We start from the raw sequence: 18283 nt of genomic DNA on the forward strand, positions 1-18283 counted from the left end.
GACAACGAGAAAGCCTTGCCCGGTGGCGCGGGCGCTTTTTCGGGATTAGAAGCCGCCGTCCACCGGCGCGGCGGCGAACGCACGTACCATGATGGGACACTATCGAAGGAGCGTGTCCCGATGAGTTGGCAAAGTGCACTCGCGTGCTGGTATCTGCGTAAGCAGTTTCGACCGCAAACCCTCAAGCCGACTATCAATGTCGAGAAGGCGCGTGCGCTGACAGCCAAGCGCGCCTGGTCGCCGCGCGTGCCGGGGGGCTGGCGTCTGCGCGAGTCGTACGGGCCGAACGATTGGCCGCTGCAGGGTGAGTGGATCGAGCCCGCCGGTGGCACATCTTCTCCCGGGAATGGGCCGACCGTATTGTACTGCCACGGCGGTGGCTACTACTTCTGTTCGCCGCGTACGCATCGCTCGCTCGTATTCGGCCTCGCCACGCGTGCGAACGCACCGATCTTTTCCCTCGACTACCAGCTTGCCCCCGAGCGCCGCTTTCCAGCCGCGCTCGACGATGCAACCGCGGCCTACCGTCAGCTGGTCGCCGACGGCACGCCGTCCGGGTCGATTGTGGTCGCGGGAGATTCAGCGGGCGGCGGCCTTGCGCTCGCCACCGTGGTCGCCTTGCGTGACGCCGGCGATCCGTTACCGGCAGGCTGCCTGCTGTTCTCGCCGTGGACCGATCTTGCCGCGGCCGGCGCCACCATTCGCACCAACGACGGGCTCGATCCCATGTTCAGCGGTCCCGCGATCGCTCGGGCCGCGCAGGTTTATCTCGGCGACACGCCCGCTACGCATCCCTACGCTTCGCCGGTCTATGCCGGCCTGCACGGCTTGCCGCCGCTCTTCATCATGGCGGGCAGCACCGAGGTATTGCTCGACGATTCGCAACGCGTTGCCGACAAGGCGCGCGCGGCGGGCGTCGACTGCGAACTGGAAGTGTGGAAGAAGATGCCGCACGTCTGGCCCTTGTTCACGCCGTTCATCCCGGAAGGCGGCCGCGCGCTCGACCGCGCCGCGGCCTTCGTGCGGCGCGTGACGAGTGCAACAACCAGTGGGCGCGGCACGGCCGCTCAGCCGTCCAAAGTGACGTCGATCGCCTGATAGGCGGCTTCGACCGTTTCCAGGCCGTATTGCCGCTCCAGCCGCCGCACGGTGAAGTGGCCGTGCGCGACCTGCTGGAAGTGGTCGATGAACACCGTGTTGACCATCGCGCCAAGCACCGCGCCGATCGCCGGAATCGACTTGGCGGCGATCTGTTCGCTCACCTGCACCGAAAAGCGCGCGGCAATCGTGTTGAGCAGGCGTAGCAAGGCCGCCGAGCCATGCGCGGTGAAGCCTTTCGTCGCGATTTCGGATGAAGCCTTCGATACCGCCTGCGCCAGCGCGCCGCGCATGATGAAGTAGCCGAAGTCGGCGTCGTCGTCGGCTTTTGAGGTGCCGCCCATGCCGAGCACCGTCAGGCATTGCAGCTGCGTGTCGATCGACGACAGATCCTCGCCCTCGCTGCGCGCGATGTCGCAGATCGAGCGAAACATCAACGTGGTCGTGACGGGCAACTCGACAGGCAGCGCGAACAGACCGAATGCGCCGCCGGCCGCGCCGGTGGTCGCCACGGCGAACTTGTGCAGCAGATTGCTCGGCTTGTCGGGCACCACGAGAGGCGAGGCGCCGACCTGCCGCCCCAGCGTGCGCAGCGCGATCGAGAGGCATTTGCGCAGCGCCAGCTCCGTCGCGTCCGTGACCTTTTCGTTGGCAAAAGCCGGCATGCGCGCGAGCAGCTTCTCGAGCGGCGAACCGACGATGCTCGCCAGTTTCATCGCCAGCGCGGGGCTCTCCAGTTCGTGTTTCGCGCGTCGCAACGCGCTCAGGTCGTCGTCCGATAAGGATTGTGCTGCGAGCGAACTCGGCTCCATGTGCCTCCCTGGCGTCATGTATTGTCCATTCTTCAGTCGATTGCCGATGCAGTGAGCCGCCCCGGCGCGTTCCAGCTTAGAGCATCACCTCATGGTATGATTCCCGATCGTTTGACGAGTCAACTGTTGCTCCATCAAAAATGGCTGTCCATACCGCGGCCCACCACTCGAGTGGGCAAGTTTTACCTTTCCGTGAGTCGCTACTGGCGATGCTCGGCGTGTCCTTCGTTTCGATGCTGGTCGCACTCGACCAGACCGTGGTCGGCACCGCGTTGCCCACGATCGTCGCGGAACTGAAGGGTTTCGAGCTCTACGCGTGGGTCGGCACGTTGTATCTGCTGACCTCGGTGATCACCGTGCCGATCTTCGGCCGCCTCGGCGATTACTACGGGCGCAAGCCATTTGTGATTGCATCGATCGTCGTGTTCACTGCCGCTTCGGTGCTCTGCGGCGCTGCCAACAACATGCTGTTCCTCGTGCTCGCGCGCGGCTTGCAGGGCATCGGCGGCGGCATGCTGGTCGGCACCGCCTTCGCGTGCATTCCTGATCTCTTTCCCGACTCGGTCGTGCGACTGCGCTGGCAGGTGCTGATGAGTTCGGCGTTCGGGATTGCGAACGCGGTAGGGCCGTCGCTCGGCGGTTTTCTCACGCAGTACTACGGCTGGCGCTCGGTGTTCTACGTGAATCTGCCGGTCGGCTTGCTGTCGCTATTTTTCGTCTGGCGCTTTCTGCCGCATCTGCGGCACATCGAACACGAAGGCAAGATGCGGCTCGATTGGCCGGGTGCGTTGTTGATCGCGGTGGCGCTCGGCTCGCTGCAATTGTTTGTCGAGTTGTTGCCGAAGCACGGCGTCACCTTGGGCGCCTTCGCGCTGCTTGCGCTGAGCGTCGCCTCGGCATACGGCTTGTGGCAGTGGGAAAAGCGCTGCCCGACGGCGATTCTGCCGGTGGACATGTTTCGCAATCGCAGTCTGGCCGCCCTGTTTACGCTCGCCGTGCTGGGCGGCTTCACGATGTTCTCGTTGCTGTTCTACGCACCGTTGCTATTTCAGGGCGGTTTCGGGATGTCACCGAAAGAAGCGGGGCTCGTCATTACGCCGCTCGTCGTATTCATCACGATCGGCAGTATCGCCAACGGCCGTATCGTCTCACGTGTACGCAATCCGAATCTGATGCTGTACGTCGGCTTTGCGCTGGTGGCGCTGTCGTGCCTCGGCGTGGTCGTCGCGACGCGTGCCATGCCGCAATGGTTGCTGATGTCGTTCATGGTGCTCGGCGGACTCGGTCTCGGTTTCGTGATGCCGAATCTGACGATCTTCGCGCAGCAGACTGCGGGCCGCGAACACCTCGGTATCGCCACCGCGCTGCTGCAGTCGCTGCGGATGATCGGCGGGATGATCGGCACGGCGCTAACCGGCACGCTGATCAGCCATATGTACGCGAGCGGCGTGCGCAGCGCGCTGGAAAACGATCACGCATCGCAGTGGTTTGCCGATCTCGGCGACCCGCAAATTCTCATCAATCGCGATGCGCAAACCACCTTGCTCGGCCAGTTGACGCATGCGGGCCACAACGGCGCAATGCTGCTCGAGAGTGCGCGCGAGGCGCTCGTTTCAGCAATTCATCTGGGTCTCGCGCTTGCGGCGGTGATCGCCGTGGTGTCCGTGTGGCAAAGCCGCCGTGTGCCGCCAGTCAAGCTCCAGCGCAAGCTCGAGCCGGTGATTCACGCGGATTGATTTTTTAGCCTTACCGTTTTACTGACAGATCATGGAAGAACAGGACCGCGTCGCCGTCATGCAGCAATTCGGCCGCACTTATCGGGCGTTCATGTCGGCGTTCGAGGCCCACGTGGGCCATCCGTTGCCGCGCTGGCGCATTCTGCTTGCGCTGCACGACCAGGCCGGCGAGTCGTCACAGAAGCGCCTGGTCGAGCGCTTGCGCGTCGATCCGGGCGCGCTGACGCGGCAACTGAAAACGCTGGAAGGTTTAGGCTGGATTGCTCGCAGCATGGATACGCGCGACAACCGCGTGACCAATGTGCGTTTGACCGAAGCGGGACGGTCGGCGACCGAAGCCAGCCTGCCGCGCCGCAATGCTTTTTTGCACGACACGATGGCGGCGTTGCCGGACGAAGCGCTGAGCGCGTTGTCGGGGGCGCTGAAGATGCTGGAAGTGCGGATTGGCGAAGTGGCTGCTGCGACTGGCGCTGCGACCGCGCCGGCTGCCCAGGTGTCCGACACGGCGGAGGCCGATCCGGCTCGGTAAGCTTAGGTCCGACTCAACGGCAACAAACGGCGCGCCACCTTGCGGTGAAACGCGCCGGTTCTATCACGATCAGAAGAACGTTTCGATCACTTCCGTGACGCGATACGACGGATCGACCACCAGCACTTGACGCCACTTGTCGAACGTCAGGCACGGATGCGAGATGTCGAACGCGATCATGTCGCCTACCTTCAGATCTGCGCCCGCGGGAATCCGCAGATACGCGTGCTGATCCATCAAGCCGAAAATCTCCCAGCCTTCGCTCGCCGCGATATCGCGTGGCGCTTCGGTGCCAGGACGATAGTGGCGCGACGGCTCCGGCATGCCTGCATCGAACGCGGAATCGCGCTTGCCGAGGCCGATGATCGCGCGATCCGGTTCCGGAATCGACTGTACATACGCCCACAGTTGCAGCGCCGGCAGCAAGCCTTCGCCCATTTTCTTCGCCACCGGATTGCGCGCGAAGATGTCCGTCTGCGCCTTGCGGTACACGCCGACGTCATGCGTCAGATAGCAGCCGGGCCGCAGCACGACTTCGACCTTGCCGGTCTCCGAGGCCTTCACGAATTCTTCCGCGACCACGTCGTACCAGGCCGAGCCGGCGCCTGACAGAACGGCCGGCGTGCGGGCAAAACGCCCTTCGTCGACAAGCGCGCGCGTTACAGCGACAGCGCTCTGCAGGAACTCGCGCACTTCGTGTTCTTCTTTCAGCACGCCTTCATACAATTCGACGCCCGCCAGCTTCAGCACATCCGGATAGCGCGCGATTGCCTCGAGCACCGCATTGCGCTGCGCTTCATCGCGCACGCCGGTGCGGCCGCCCGGCACGCCGAGCTCGAGCAATACTTGCAGCGGCTTGCGTACCGACGTGAAAAACTGACCCAGTTGCTCGACGCCTTCGACCGAATCGACGAGGCAGAAGAACTCGAAATCAGGGTCGCTCAGCAACTCGGCAATCATCATCATGTTGCGGCGGCCAACCAGCTGGTTAGCCATCAGGATCCGCGACACACCGCCGTGATACGCCGCGCGCACCTGATGCGCGGTGGCGAGCGTGATGCCCCATGCGCCGGTTTCGAGTTGACGGCGAAATAGCTGCGGCGCCATGGTGGTTTTGCCGTGCGGCGCGAGCTTGACTCCGTATTCCGCGACGAACGCCTGCATCCACTTCAGGTTGTGTTCCACGCGATCCGCGTACAGCACGGCGGCGGGCAGGCTCACGTCTTCGTTCAGCAGGTTCCACTCGAGGCGCGCGGCATCCGTGAGTTGGATGCTGGTGCCCGGAACCATGCCCAAGCCCTTGCTATAAGGATCAATCGTTGCGCCCTGATAGTTTGTAACTTTCATGTCTCCCTGCTCCATCGTCCAGTTAAATCGAATCAAAGTTGACTTTACCATGTTACCGAAAGTACGATGGTTGGAGGAATGTTATTTAGTACCACGGTTTTCCGGAAGCGCTTTGTAAGCGTTCGCGAGACACCCCACAGCCTGCAATGAACCTGACCGCCGAACCGCTGGCCTTCGATATCGTCGCGCGCATCGCCGAATGCGCGCCGGAACTGCGTTCGGCCGAACGGAAGGTTGCCGCGCTGATTCTCGACGACCTGACCGGCGCATCGCGCGCCAGTATTGGCGCGCTCGCCCAGCAGGCGGAGGTGAGCGTCGCGACCGTGACGCGCTTTGCCAAGGCGGTGGGTTGCCGCGACGTGCGGGAGTTGAAGCTGCGGCTCGCGCAGGCGGCCGCCGTTGGCCAGCGCTTTCTGCAGGCTGGCGGCCCCACCGACGCACCGGAGCCGATCGCCACCCGCGTATTCGACGAACTGCAAACCGCGCTTGCCCATAACCATCAATTGCTCCGGCAGGCGCCTTTAGCCGAAGCCGCGGCCGCGCTGCGCGCCGCGCGGATGATCTACGTGTTCGGCATGGGCGGCGGTTCGACTGCATTGGCCGACGAAATGCGCTTCAGGCTCGTGCGCCTTGGCCGGCCGGTTGCGACCTATCAGGACGGCTTGTTGCAGCGCATGGTGGCGAGCACCGTGTCGCGCGAATGCGTGGTGATCGCGCTGTCCACCACCGGGCGCGTGCCCGAAATGGTCGAGAACTGCAAGATCGCGCGCAGCTACGGGGCGACCGTGATCGCTCTCACCGCGCCGGCTTCACCGTTGGCCAAACTGGCCGATTGGGTGATTCCGATCGTCGCCTTCGAAACCGATTTCATTTACAAGCCGTCGTCGTCGCGTTACGCGATGATGATGGCGCTCGATGTGCTCGTCACTGAACTTGCCGTGAGTCAGGGTGACGAGAGCCGCGAATTGCTGCGCCGCATGAAGCACGCGCTCGACGCGCACCGTGGCGGCGGCGACCGACAACCGTTAGGAGACTGATCCATGCATTCGCATCCCGAAGCCGCCGATACGCTGATCGTCGGCGCGCAACTGTACGACGGCACGGGCGCACCGCCGGTCGAACGCGACGTTGCGATCCGAGACGGCCGCATCGCCGCGATCGGCAATCTGTCGAACTGGCTCGCTGAAGAGGTGATCGAGGCGAACGGCCGCGCGCTGGCGCCCGGCTTCATCGACGTTCATACGCATGACGACACGCACGTAATCCGTTCGCCGCAAATGCTGCCGAAGATCACGCAGGGCGTGACGACCGTGATTGTCGGCAATTGCGGGATCAGTGCGTCGCCGGTGTCGCTGAAGGGCGATCCGCCTGATCCGATGAACCTGCTTGGCGAGCGCGACGCGTTCCAGTACCCGACTTTTGCTGCGTACGTCGAAGCGGTGAACGCCGCGCGTCCGGCAGTGAATGTCGGCGCGCTGATCGGACACACGGCGTTGCGCAGCAATCAGATGGACCGGCTCGATCGCGCGGCGACCGCGACCGAAATTGACGGCATGCGCGCGCAACTCGAAGAGGCGTTGTCGAACGGCGCGTTGGGCCTGAGCTCCGGGCTCGCCTACGGCTCCGCTTTCTCCGCGCCGACTGAAGAAGTGATGGCGCTGGCCGAGCCGCTCGCTGCCGCAGGCGCGCTTTACACGACGCACATGCGCACCGAGTTCGACGCGATTCTCGACGCGATGGACGAAGCGTATCGGGTGGGCCGTCACGCGCATGTGCCGGTGGTGATTTCGCATCTGAAGTGCGCGGGGCCATCGAATTGGGGGCGCAGCGAAGAGGTGCTGAAGTCGCTTGAGGGCGCGCGTCGTTTGCAGCCGATCGGTTGCGATTGCTATCCGTACAACCGCAGTTCGTCGACGCTCGACGTGAAGCAGGTGACGGGTGACATCGACATCACGATCACGTGGTCGGAGCCGCACCCCGAGATGGCGGGCAAGCTGATCAGGGAGATTGCTGCCGAGTGGGGCGTCACGCAGCAGGAGGCCGGCAAGCGACTGCAGCCGGCGGGCGCGGTGTATCACAACATGTCCGAGGACGACGTGCGGCGCATTCTGTCGCATCCCGCGACGATGGTTGGCTCCGACGGACTGCCGAACGATCCGTTGCCGCATCCGCGGTTGTGGGGCGCGTTTCCGCGCGTGCTTGGACACTACGTACGTGACGCCGGTTTGCTGCCGCTTGAAGAGGCGGTGCGCAAGATGACCAGCTTGTCGGCGCGCCGTTTTGGTTTGGCGCAGCGTGGCGAGGTGCACATCGGTTATCACGCGGATCTGGTGTTGTTCGACCCGGCCAAAGTGCGCGACGCGGCGACTTTCGAGAAGCCGCAACAGGCGGCCGATGGTATCGATGCGGTGTGGGTGAACGGCGTGTTGGCGTATCGCGATGGCGCGGTGACCGGCGAACGGGCGGGGCATTTTGTAGCGCGTGGCGCGGCGTCGAAGGGTGATGCGCACGGCGCATTTTGATTTTTGTTTTCTGATTGATATGGCAAGCGGTTGTGGCATGGGTCGCGCCGCGTGCCGGACTTTTTAAGGAGTTGGATGATGAAGCGATATGGCGTTGAAGGCGGCAAGGGTACCGGTGGTCAACATATGCCGTTTGCCCGGGCTGTCGAAGCGGATGGATGGTTGTTCGTTTCCGGGCAGACGCCGATGGAAAACGGCGAAGTGATCAATGGCGGCATCGTCGAGCAATCGCACAAGGCGATTCAGAACGTGTTCGCTATCTTGAAGGAAGCTGGCTACGGGGCGGAGCATGTTGTTCGCTGCGGTGTGTGGCTGGATGATCCGCGTGACTTTGCTTCGTTCAATAAGGTGTTTCGGGAGTACTTCGGCGAGAATCCGCCGGCTCGGGCTTGTGTGGTTTCTTCGATGGTGATCGATTGCCGGATCGAGGTTGATTGCGTGGCTTATAAGAAGCCTTCGGCGTAAAGGGTTTTTTGTTTGCTGCAGGCGCTGGGTAGGTTTTTTTTGCCTGCTCGGCGTTTGTTTGGCTGTGTTCTTGGGGTTTGGGTCTTTCTCCTTGTTCTGGGTTTGGTGCCTTTCCTTGAATTGTTAGTGGTCTATTAGCGTTGCCCCTGTGCGGGGCGGCACCTACTTTTCTTTGCTTGCCGCAAAGAAAAGTAGGCAAAAGAAAGCGGCTCAAACCGCTAATGCTAAGTGGGCGCCGTAGCCTGCTACGGGTAGTGGTGCGACTGGAATCCGTGCTCTCCCACGTTCCGCGCTAGTGACAAAGGTGTCATCAGCTCCCACTCCGCACAGCGTGCGTCGCGGATGGGTCTGCATGGGAAACCACGGGCTTCGGTTTTGGTTTGTGGGGCCGTCGGCTTCGCGTCTCTGCATTCAGCCCGGAACACCCTCGTTAAACGATATGTCGGTGTGCTGAATCACCGCCCCTCCTCGCTACCCCCCGCCCCAATCCCAGCCACGGTCGCGTTCGCTTCTGCCGTTAGCGTTGGCGTTGCAATCGGAATCGAGATGGTGATGGCGGTGCAATGACGAGCCACGCCCCGTCGGCGAAGCGTAGGAGTTAAACGTAGGGGGAGGTTTTAAGAAGTACTCTTCGGCGCGCGCAGCGTCGCCGGAAGTATGACGCCCTTGTCACTGGCGTATGCACACGCACGAACACAGATTCCAGATGCACCACTACCCGTAGCAGACCACGGGCCCCGCTTAGCATTAGCGGTTTGAGCCGCTTTCTTTTGCCTACTTTTCTTTGCGGCAAGCAAAGAAAAGTAGGTGCCGCCCCGCACAGGGGCAACGCTAATAGACCACTAACAAAGCAAGGAAAGGCCAAAGCCCCAAGAACACAGACAAACAAGCGCCGAGCAGGCAAAAAACACAAACTTCCCTTATTGCCGCGCCAACCGCAAATTATCCGGCATAGGCAAATTAAAATTCGTCCGGAACGGATTGATATCCAGCCCGCCGCGCCGGGTATACCGCGCATAAACAGCTAGCTTCACCGGCCGGCAGGCCTTAAGCACATCGATAAAAATCCTCTCCACACACTGCTCATGAAACCCAGTGTGATTCCGATAGGAAATGATGTACCTCAGCAAGCCCGCATGATCAATCTGCGGCCCAACATAGTGAATCTGCACGCTGCCCCAATCGGGCTGCCCCGTCACGGGACAATTCGACTTAAGCAGGTTGGAAACCAACGTCTCCTCGACCGGCGACTCGTCGAACGCAGCCTTCAGCAACGAAGCATCGGGATGATAAATGTCGGTATCGAGATCGAGCCGATCCAGCGACAAACCTTCAAACTCTTCCATCTGCAATTTGCCGAACTCATAGGGCGCCGCCAGATGAACCGACACCGTCGCGCCGCATGAAGCGGAAACATCCCGCTTGATCGTGTCGCGCACCACATCCATCGACTCGAAAGCCGTCTGCGCAAACGACCCCAGATAAAGCTTGAACGACTTCGACTCGACAATGTTCGGCGAATCAGCCGGCACAAAGAAAGTGGCCACCGCAATCTGCGGCTTGCCGCGCGCGTTCAGCCAGGAAAGCTCGTAAGCATTCCAGATGTCCGTGCCGAAAAACGGCAGCTGTGCGCCAATCCCAATCGCTTCGCGCGCATTCTTTCGGGCAATCGGAAAGAGCAGCGAAGCGTCATATTGTTCGGTGTAAGTGGAAGCCTTACCCAGCGGTGATTGTTCGGGTGTCATGATGCGTTCACGATGCCACTCAGCACGTGCCCCGTCGCCGTCACGACGCGGGCCGATTCGCAATGGCCAATTTGGTCGTCGAAGAAAAAGTCCGGCTCGAACTCGCGCAAAAATGCGCTCTTGTCGAGGCCGCCGAGAAACATCGCTTCGTCGATTTCGATGTTCCACGCCATCAATGTGCGGATCGCGCGCTCATGTGCCGGGGCCGAGCGCGCCGTCACCAAGGCCGTACGAATATGCATCGGTGCGGCTTCGTCCGCGAGTTTCTGCAGCCGGTGCAGTGCTTCGAGCAACGGCTTCAAAGGTCCATCCGCGAGCGGCAAATCCTTGTTGTGAATCTCATGGCCGACGAACGCACGCAAGCCATCTTTCTGAAAGATGCGCTCGGCTTCGTCGGAAAACAGCACGGCGTCGCCGTCGAAAGCAATCCGGATTTCATCCGGATACTTGCTCGCCATTTTCGCCGATTCGGGTAAGACGCGTGCGGCCGGAAATCCGGCGGCCAATGCATCGCGCACATCGTTCTGATTCGCGGACAAAAACAGCGAGGCGTTCAACGGCTTCAGATAGCCGAATGGCGCGCGCCCACGTGTGAATACGCCGCGCTCGATTGCGAGCCCATACTCCCTGCACGAATGAAATGCGCGCAATCCACTGATCGGATCGCTGCGCGACAGGATCACCACTTCGACCCGATGGCCGCCGGCATTCAAGGCCAGCAGCTTGCGGATCAGCGGAAACGCGACGCCTGGCTTGGCGGGCACGGCCAGCCGCTCGCGCTGCAACGCTTCGTACGCTTGCAGGTTGCCTTTCTCGTACACGCAGTTCTCTTCCTCGAAGTCGAACAGCGCGCGCGACGAGATTGCCACCACCAGTTTGTCGACAAGCGAAAGAGCCATCTGCGCGTTTTAGTCCAGTAAGGTCAAGCGAGAAACAATCGGTACACGGGATTCTGCGTCTCTTCCCAGCACGGATAGCCGAGCGTCGTGAGGAAGTGGTCGAACTCGCTGTTCTCGCTCTCCGGCACCTGAATGCCCACCAGAATCGAACTGTAGTCCGCACCCTGGTTGCGATAGTGGAACAGGCTGATATTCCAGTTCGGCGCCATCGACGACAGGAACTTCATCAGCGCACCCGGACGCTCCGGAAACTCAAAACGGAACAGACGTTCGTCATGCGCCAAAGGCGAGCGGCCGCCGACCATATAGCGGATGTGCTGCTTCGACAGTTCATCGAAAGTCAGATCGACGGTGGCAAAACCATGTGCTTCAAAGGCGCCCGCGATCTGTGCCGATTCGCTGCGATTGCGGATCTGCACGCCGACGAAGATATGCGCTGAATTCGCGTCCGCAATGCGGTAGTTGAACTCGGTGACGCTGCGCGTGCCCACCAGTTCGCAGAAGCGGCGGAAACTGCCGCGCTCTTCCGGAATCGTCACGGCGAACACCGCTTCACGTGCTTCACCCACTTCAGCACGCTCGGCCACGAAACGCATGCGGTCGAAGTTCATGTTCGCGCCGGACGTGATCGCAATCAGCGTCTGGTCCTCAATGCCTTCGCGCTCGGCATACTGCTTGGCGCCGGCCACGGCCAGTGCGCCCGCCGGTTCCAGCACGCTGCGGGTGTCCTGGAACACGTCCTTGATCGCGGCGCACAGCGCATCGGTGTTCACGAGCAGCACGTCGTCGAGATATTCGCGGCACAGGCGGAAGGTTTCCTCGCCGACCAGCTTCACTGCCGTGCCATCCGAGAACAGGCCCACTTCATTCAACGTCACGCGTTCACCGGCCTTCAAGGAAGCCGCCATTGCGCACGAGTCATCGGTCTGTACGCCGATCACCTTGATCTCCGGGCGCACCGATTTCACGTACGCGGCCACGCCTGCCGCGAGTCCCCCGCCGCCGATCGGCACGAAGATCGCGTGGATCGGGCCCTGATGCTGGCTGAGAATCTCCATCGCGACCGTGCCCTGGCCGGCGATCACGTACGGATCGTCGAACGGGTGGACAAACGTCAGGCCGCGTTCTTCCTGCAGCTTCACCGCGTGCCCGTACGCATCGCTATAGGACTCGCCGAACTGCACGACTTCGACCGTCGCGCCGCCATGTGCGCGTACCGCATCGACTTTCACCTGCGGGGTCGTCACCGGCACCACGATGATTGCTTTCACGCCCATGCGGGCCGCCGACAACGCCACACCCTGCGCATGATTGCCCGCCGACGCGGTAATCACACCACGCTCCAGCGCATCCGCCGGAATATGCGCCATCTTGTTGTACGCGCCGCGCACCTTGAACGAGAACACCGGCTGGTTGTCCTCGCGCTTCAGATAAACCGGATTCCGCAGCCGTGCCGACAGATTCGGCGCGCGTTCGAGTTCGGTCTCGCGGGCCACGTCGTAGACGCGCGCGGTCAGGGTTTTTTTCAGGTAGTCGTGGGAAGCCATGCGGGTGGCGCGGTGCGCTTTGCGAGACGGGAAAGGGTCAATGATAGCGCCAACGGTGTGCACGCTGGCCCTCTGTGAACCTGCGGCGTATCCCGGCTCGCCGCCGGTAAAGTCCAAGCCGACCGTCCGGTCGGAGAATCGTTCGTATGCGCTCACGAGCGCCGCTCAGCACAAAAACGCCAAAAGTCCTGCCACAACCCTGATTTCAGGCGTCAACGCGTGGCGGGATCATGGGGTAGAATTCCATTTTGGAATAAGGATCGGAAGATGCACTGGCAGCCTCGGATCGCCCACTTGATGCCCGTCCCGCGTGAGTCTTGCCCCGCGGCGGAGCGTCACGTCCGCCACGCGCGATCGTGTAGCTGTCTCTGAGCGCCGTGAAGCGACTGATGTGGGTAGGCCGTCGGTTGCGCTTCGCTCCCCTAGAAGATTTCCAGCATTGCGCCCCACGCGCACCGTCCGCCGACGCCTCACAGAGTTGAGCGCGCCCGGTTGACCCACCGAGTCGTCCGAACATGAACGCACCTCAAGTTTTCGATCCGCACGGGGCCGCCACTGCGGTGGCCGCCGATCCTGAAGCGCGTCTGCGCGAAATTCCCTATAACTACACGTCGTTTTCCGACCGCGAAATCGTTATCCGTCTTCTCGGCGACGAAGCCTGGGCGGCCTTGGCCGAACTGCGCGCGGAACGCCGCACCGGCCGCTCGGCACGGATGCTGTACGAAGTGCTCGGCGACATCTGGGTTGTTCGCCGTAATCCTTACCTGCAAGACGACCTGCTCGACAATCCGAAGCGCCGCGCGCTACTGATCGAGGCGCTGCATCACCGTCTGAGCGAGATCGAGAAGCGCCGTCGCGCCGATCTGGTCGAGCACGGCGATGAAGCGGGCGTCGATCGGGCCGCTCGCGTCGAAACGCTGGTGGCGGCTGCACGCCGTGCCGTCGACGATTTCGAGAGCGAATTCCAGAAGACCTTCGATCTGCGCCGTCGCGCGAACAAGGTGCTGGGCCGCGTCACGGAAAAAGACAACATCAAGTTCGACGGTTTGTCCCGCGTCTCGCACGTCACCGACGCGACCGACTGGCGCGTCGAGTACCCGTTCGTCGTGCTGACGCCGGATACCGAGGCCGAGATCGCCGGCATGATCAAGGCGTGTTTCGAGCTCGGTCTGACGGTGATTCCGCGCGGAGGCGGCACGGGCTACACGGGCGGCGCGGTGCCGCTCACGCCGTTCTCGGCCGTCATCAACACTGAAAAGCTGGAGCAATTGGGCGCGGTCGAGTTGACCGAACTGCCGGGCGTCGATCGCAAGGTGCCGACGATTTTCTCGGGCGCGGGCGTCGTCACGCGCCGCGTGACCGAAGCGGCTGAGCAGGCCGGCTATGTGTTCGCGGTCGATCCGACTTCGCTGGATGCATCCTGTGTCGGCGGCAACGTCGCGATGAACGCGGGCGGCAAGAAGGCGGTGCTGTGGGGCACGGCGCTCGACAACCTCGCCTGGTGGCGGATGGTCGACCCGGAAGGGAACTGGCTCGAAGTCACGCGTCTGGACCACAACCTCGGCAAGATCCACGACATCGAAGTCGCGCGTTTCGAGCTGAAGTGGTTCGACGGCAGCCACGCGCCAGGCGAAAAGCTGCTGCGCACGGAATCGCTCAACATCAAGGGTCGCGTATTCCGCAAGGAAGGTCTCGGCAAGGACGTGACCGACAAATTCCTGGCCGGTCTGCCGGGCGTGCAGAAGGAGGGCTGCGACGGGCTGATCACGTCCGCGCGCTGGGTGCTGCACAAGATGCCGGCGCATACGCGCACGGTCTGCCTCGAGTTCTTCGGCCAGGCCCGTGAAGCGATCCCGAGCATTGTCGAGATCAAGGACTATCTGTTCGAAACGTCGAAGCAGGGCGGCGCGATTCTCGCCGGCCTCGAGCATCTGGACGAACGCTATCTGCGCGCGGTCGGCTACGCGACCAAGAGCAAGCGCAACGCGTTTCCGAAGATGGTGCTGATCGGCGACATCGTCGGCGACGATGCGGACGCGGTGGCGCAAGCGACCTCGGAAGTCGTGCGCATGGCCAACGGCAAGAGCGGCGAAGGTTTCGTCGCGGTCAACGCGGAGGCGCGCAAGCGTTTCTGGCTCGACCGCAGCCGTACCGCCGCGATTGCCAAGCACACCAACGCGTTCAAGATCAACGAAGACGTGGTGATTCCGCTCAACCGGATGGGCGAGTACACCGACGGCATCGAACGCATCAATATCGAACTGTCGATCAAGAACAAGCTGCAACTGGTCGACGCGCTCGAAACGTTCTTCAAGGGCGGCAAGCTGCCGCTCGGCAAGAGCGACGACGCCAACGAAATCCCGAGCGCGGAGTTGCTCGAAGATCGCGTGCAGCAGGCGCTCGATATTCTGAAGAAGGTGCGTACGCGCTGGGAATTCCTGCGCGACAAGCTCGATCTGTCCTTGCGCGAAGCGCAGCACTATCTGGTCGGCCTCGGCTACGAAGGGCTGGCGGAGAAGTTTGCCGATCGCGTCGACGCGCAGCCGGATGCGACCGTGTTCCATATCACGCAGGACCGTACGGTGCGCGTGTCGTGGAAGGCAGAGATCCGAGCTGAGTTGCGTCAGATCTTCAATGGCGGCGAGTTCAAGCCGATTCTTGAAGAAGCGCAGGCGATCCACAAGAAGGTGCTGCGTGGCCGTGTGTTCGTCGCGCTGCACATGCACGCGGGCGACGGCAACGTCCATACGAATCTGCCGGTCAACTCCGACAACTACGAGATGCTGCAGGACGCCCACACGGCGGTCGCGCGCATCATGAAGCTCGCGCGTTCGCTCGACGGCGTGATTTCCGGCGAGCACGGCATCGGCATTACCAAGCTCGAATTCCTGACCGACGAAGAGATCGGCGAATTCCGCGCGTACAAGCAGCGCGTCGATCCGCATGGCCGCTTCAATGCGGGCAAGCTGCTCGAAGGCGCCGACCTGCGCAACGCTTACACGCCGAGCTTCGGCCTGATGGGCTACGAATCGCTGATCATGCAGCAGTCCGACATCGGCGCGATTTCCGAGTCGATCAAGGACTGTTTGCGTTGCGGCAAGTGCAAGCCGGTGTGCGCGACTCACGTGCCGCGCGCGAACCTGCTGTACAGCCCGCGCAACAAGATTCTCGCGACCTCCTTGCTGGTCGAGGCGTTCCTGTACGAAGAGCAGACTCGCCGCGGCGTGTCGATCAAACACTGGGACGAGTTCAACGACGTCGCCGATCACTGCACCGTCTGTCACAAATGCGTGACGCCGTGCCCGGTGAAGATCGACTTCGGCGACGTGACGATGAACATGCGCAACCTGCTGCGCAAGATGGGCAAGAAGAAGTTCAATCCGGGCAACGCAGCCGGCATGTTCTTCCTCAACGCTACGAACCCGCAGACCATCAACCTCGCGCGCACCGCGATGATGGGCATCGGTTACAAGGCGCAGCGCCTCGGCAACGACGTGCTGAAGAAGTTCGCGAAGAAGCAGACGGCGCACCCGCCGGCAACCGTCGGCAAGCCGAAGGTCACGCAGCAGGTGATCCACTTCATGAACAAGAAGATGCCGGGCAACCTGCCGAAGAAAACCGCGCGCGCGTTGCTCGATATCGAGGACAACAAGATCGTCCCGATCATCCGCAATCCGAAGACGACCACCGCCGATACGGAAGCGGTGTTCTATTTCCCGGGCTGCGGTTCCGAGCGGCTGTTCTCGCAAGTGGGTCTGGCTACGCAAGCCATGCTGTGGGAGGCGGGCGTGCAAACCGTGTTGCCGCCGGGTTATCTGTGTTGCGGGTACCCGCAGCGCGGCTCGGGCCAGTTCGACAAGGCCGAGCAGATCGTGACGGATAACCGCGTGTTGTTCCACCGCGTCGCGAATACGCTGAACTATCTCGACATCAAGACGGTGGTGGTGTCGTGCGGCACGTGTTACGACCAGCTCGCCGGCTACGAATTCGAGAAGATTTTCCCGGGCTGCCGGATCATCGACATCCACGAGTTCCTGCTCGAAAAGGGGATCAAGCTCGAAGGCGTGAACGGCGTGCGCTACATGTATCACGACCCGTGCCACTCCCCGATCAAGACGATGGACCCGGTCAAGCTCGTCAATCAGTTGATGGGCTCGGAGAACGACGGCTACAAGATCGAGAAGAACGATCGCTGCTGTGGCGAATCCGGCACACTCGCCGTGACGCGCCCGGATATTTCGACGCAAGTCCGCTTCCGCAAGGAAGAGGAAATGCGCAAGGGCGCCGCGAAGCTGCGTGGCATTCCCCTCGTAGCCGAGGCGGGTGCGAATGGGATCAATACGGCCAATGCGTCGGCCGGCGCGGCGGGTGCGCCGAACGGCTCCGTGCTCAAGGCGGGCGACGGGCCGCAACCGAACGGCGCCACCGACGTGAAGATCCTGACGAGCTGCCCGTCCTGCCTGCAAGGCCTGTCGCGCTATAACGAAGACGCGGGCACCGAGGCGGACTACATCGTCGTCGAAATGGCGCGTCACGTGCTGGGCGAAGACTGGATGGCGGATTACGTCCAGCGGGCGAACAATGGCGGAATCGAGCGCGTGCTGGTTTAATGGCACGACTGACGATTTTTGCCTGAGGACGACGATGGAATGCGTTTTTTGCCGTGAAGATGGCGGCGATGTGCTGTGGCAGGACGACACCCTGCGTGTCGTCCTTGCCGACGAACACGACTACCCGGGCTTTTGCCGGGTGATCTGGAACGGGCATATCGCTGAGTTTTCCGATCTCGCCGAGACCGACCGCGATCGCGTGATGCGGGCCGTGTATGCGGTCGAGCGTGCGATCCGGCGCATTCTCCAGCCGGTGAAGGTCAACCTGGCGAGCCTCGGCAACCAGGTGCCGCACGTGCATTGGCATGTGATTCCGCGTTTTTCGAACGACGCTCATTTCCCGCTGCCTATCTGGGCGCCGCGCCAACGCACGGTGTCCGAAGCCATGCTGTCGTCGCGCCGCGCGCAAGCTACCCTGCTGCGCGAAGCCGTGCGGCAAGAAATCGAACAGGCGTTGGGCTGAACGCTCCAAACCTGGTGCTTCGCGCCAGAGGCGGCCCGGCGCCTTCTAATGAGGTCAACATGAGTGGACTGACTCGCGATACCCCGGTGCCGACCGGCGTGGTCGTGCATTCCAAATCGCGCGTGCTCGAATTGCAGTACGCAAACGGCGAAACGTATCGCCTGCCGTTCGAACTGCTGCGCGTGTATTCGCCGTCGGCGGAAGTGATGGGCCACGGTCCCGGCCAGGAAACTTTGCAAACCGGTAAGCGCGACGTCACGATCACCATGATCGAGGGCGTCGGCAACTATGCGCTGCAGCCGACTTTCTCCGACGGACATGCCACGGGCATCTATTCCTGGGACCTGCTGCACGACATGGCCGTCCGTCAGGATGAACTCTGGCGCGACTATCTCGCCAAACTGGCAGCGGCCGGTGTCGACCGTGACGCCCCTATGGCGCCGGCCGGTGCTGCGCACGGGCACTGTCACTGATACGATTCGCCCTGGTCGCCGCCCTGATGCGGCGCAA

The 18283-nt window shown here is 62.2% G+C and carries 14 protein-coding genes; 9 read left to right on the plus strand and 5 right to left on the minus strand.

Annotated features, from left to right (window positions below; translation table 11 throughout):
- Positions 1-120 precede the first annotated feature (120 nt).
- A complete protein-coding gene (locus R8871_RS20200) occupies positions 121-1098 on the plus strand; it encodes an alpha/beta hydrolase (RefSeq protein WP_175052053.1) in 978 nt (325 codons plus the stop codon).
- Here R8871_RS20200 and R8871_RS20205 read toward each other — a convergent pair.
- Entirely contained in the window at positions 1068-1910 is an 843-nt protein-coding gene (locus R8871_RS20205) for an EcsC family protein (protein ID WP_175052187.1), read from the minus strand. The two genes, R8871_RS20200 and R8871_RS20205, sit on opposite strands and share 31 nt — an antisense overlap.
- A 140-nt stretch (positions 1911-2050) precedes the next feature.
- On the opposite strand from R8871_RS20205, the gene R8871_RS20210 reads away from it, so the two are divergent.
- The gene (locus tag R8871_RS20210) at positions 2051-3646 is read left to right on the plus strand and encodes an MDR family MFS transporter (RefSeq protein WP_175052054.1); all 1596 of its coding nucleotides are present in this window, start codon (positions 2051-2053) and stop codon (positions 3644-3646) included.
- Between the two features lie 31 nt (positions 3647-3677).
- Positions 3678-4175: a MarR family winged helix-turn-helix transcriptional regulator gene (locus tag R8871_RS20215; protein ID WP_175052055.1), complete on the plus strand. Its 498-nt coding sequence runs from the start codon at positions 3678-3680 to the stop codon at positions 4173-4175.
- 69 nt (positions 4176-4244) lie between these two features.
- On the opposite strand, the gene R8871_RS20220 is transcribed toward R8871_RS20215, so the two are convergent.
- Entirely contained in the window at positions 4245-5522 is a 1278-nt protein-coding gene (locus R8871_RS20220) for an amino acid deaminase (RefSeq protein WP_097391271.1), read from the minus strand.
- Positions 5523-5668: 146 nt separating this feature from the next.
- On the opposite strand from R8871_RS20220, the gene R8871_RS20225 reads away from it, so the two are divergent.
- The 3 genes from R8871_RS20225 (at position 5669) to R8871_RS20235 (ending at position 8509) form a co-directional block, all read left to right on the plus strand.
- Complete coding sequence (locus R8871_RS20225) at positions 5669-6559, plus strand: MurR/RpiR family transcriptional regulator (RefSeq protein WP_097391272.1); 891 nt, start codon at positions 5669-5671, stop codon at positions 6557-6559.
- Between the two features lie 3 nt (positions 6560-6562).
- Positions 6563-8044 (plus strand): N-acyl-D-amino-acid deacylase family protein, encoded by a 1482-nt coding sequence (locus tag R8871_RS20230; RefSeq protein WP_175052056.1) that lies wholly within the window; start codon positions 6563-6565, stop codon positions 8042-8044.
- A 78-nt stretch (positions 8045-8122) separates the two neighbouring features.
- Complete coding sequence (locus R8871_RS20235) at positions 8123-8509, plus strand: RidA family protein (RefSeq protein ID WP_175052188.1); 387 nt, start codon at positions 8123-8125, stop codon at positions 8507-8509.
- Between the two features lie 920 nt (positions 8510-9429).
- On the opposite strand, the gene queF is transcribed toward R8871_RS20235, so the two are convergent.
- Genes queF through ilvA form a run of 3 tightly spaced genes read right to left on the minus strand, consistent with a single transcriptional unit; the run spans position 9430 to position 12700 of the window.
- On the minus strand, positions 9430-10254 hold the full coding sequence (queF, locus tag R8871_RS20240; protein WP_175052057.1) for an NADPH-dependent 7-cyano-7-deazaguanine reductase QueF: 825 nt from the start codon (positions 10252-10254) through the stop codon (positions 9430-9432).
- The gene (locus tag R8871_RS20245) at positions 10251-11153 is read right to left on the minus strand and encodes a 5'-nucleotidase (RefSeq protein ID WP_175052058.1); all 903 of its coding nucleotides are present in this window, start codon (positions 11151-11153) and stop codon (positions 10251-10253) included. Before R8871_RS20245 ends, queF begins: the two co-directional genes overlap by 4 nt.
- A gap of 23 nt (positions 11154-11176) precedes the next feature.
- A complete protein-coding gene (gene ilvA / locus R8871_RS20250; RefSeq protein WP_246287629.1) occupies positions 11177-12700 on the minus strand; it encodes a threonine ammonia-lyase, biosynthetic in 1524 nt (507 codons plus the stop codon).
- A 515-nt stretch (positions 12701-13215) separates the two neighbouring features.
- Between ilvA and R8871_RS20255 the strand changes: the two genes are divergently transcribed.
- Genes R8871_RS20255 through R8871_RS20265 form a run of 3 tightly spaced genes read left to right on the plus strand, consistent with a single transcriptional unit; the run spans position 13216 to position 18246 of the window.
- Positions 13216-17310 carry a DUF3683 domain-containing protein gene (locus R8871_RS20255; protein WP_175052060.1) on the plus strand — a complete coding sequence of 1365 codons (4095 nt, stop codon included), beginning with the start codon at positions 13216-13218 and terminating at the stop codon, positions 17308-17310.
- A 34-nt stretch (positions 17311-17344) separates the two neighbouring features.
- On the plus strand, positions 17345-17773 hold the full coding sequence (locus R8871_RS20260) for an HIT family protein (RefSeq protein ID WP_175052061.1): 429 nt from the start codon (positions 17345-17347) through the stop codon (positions 17771-17773).
- Between the two features lie 59 nt (positions 17774-17832).
- Positions 17833-18246, plus strand: coding sequence for a gamma-butyrobetaine hydroxylase-like domain-containing protein (locus R8871_RS20265; protein ID WP_054037674.1), 414 nt, complete (start codon positions 17833-17835; stop codon positions 18244-18246).
- Positions 18247-18283 lie beyond the last annotated feature (37 nt).

It is taken from the genome of Paraburkholderia sediminicola (genome assembly GCF_902859805.1).
Lineage (GTDB): Bacteria > Pseudomonadota > Gammaproteobacteria > Burkholderiales > Burkholderiaceae > Paraburkholderia > Paraburkholderia sediminicola.

Coding starts and splice junctions, on each gene's coding strand:
- R8871_RS20200 (WP_175052053.1), top strand. CDS start 121: ATGAGTTGGCAAAGTGCACTCGCGTGCTGGTATCTGCGTAAGCAGTTT.
- R8871_RS20205 (WP_175052187.1), bottom strand. CDS start 1,910: ATGGAGCCGAGTTCGCTCGCAGCACAATCCTTATCGGACGACGACCTG.
- R8871_RS20210 (WP_175052054.1), top strand. CDS start 2,051: ATGGCTGTCCATACCGCGGCCCACCACTCGAGTGGGCAAGTTTTACCT.
- R8871_RS20215 (WP_175052055.1), top strand. CDS start 3,678: ATGGAAGAACAGGACCGCGTCGCCGTCATGCAGCAATTCGGCCGCACT.
- R8871_RS20220 (WP_097391271.1), bottom strand. CDS start 5,522: ATGAAAGTTACAAACTATCAGGGCGCAACGATTGATCCTTATAGCAAG.
- R8871_RS20225 (WP_097391272.1), top strand. CDS start 5,669: ATGAACCTGACCGCCGAACCGCTGGCCTTCGATATCGTCGCGCGCATC.
- R8871_RS20230 (WP_175052056.1), top strand. CDS start 6,563: ATGCATTCGCATCCCGAAGCCGCCGATACGCTGATCGTCGGCGCGCAA.
- R8871_RS20235 (WP_175052188.1), top strand. CDS start 8,123: ATGAAGCGATATGGCGTTGAAGGCGGCAAGGGTACCGGTGGTCAACAT.
- queF (WP_175052057.1), bottom strand. CDS start 10,254: ATGACACCCGAACAATCACCGCTGGGTAAGGCTTCCACTTACACCGAA.
- R8871_RS20245 (WP_175052058.1), bottom strand. CDS start 11,153: ATGGCTCTTTCGCTTGTCGACAAACTGGTGGTGGCAATCTCGTCGCGC.
- ilvA (WP_246287629.1), bottom strand. CDS start 12,700: ATGGCTTCCCACGACTACCTGAAAAAAACCCTGACCGCGCGCGTCTAC.
- R8871_RS20255 (WP_175052060.1), top strand. CDS start 13,216: ATGAACGCACCTCAAGTTTTCGATCCGCACGGGGCCGCCACTGCGGTG.
- R8871_RS20260 (WP_175052061.1), top strand. CDS start 17,345: ATGGAATGCGTTTTTTGCCGTGAAGATGGCGGCGATGTGCTGTGGCAG.
- R8871_RS20265 (WP_054037674.1), top strand. CDS start 17,833: ATGAGTGGACTGACTCGCGATACCCCGGTGCCGACCGGCGTGGTCGTG.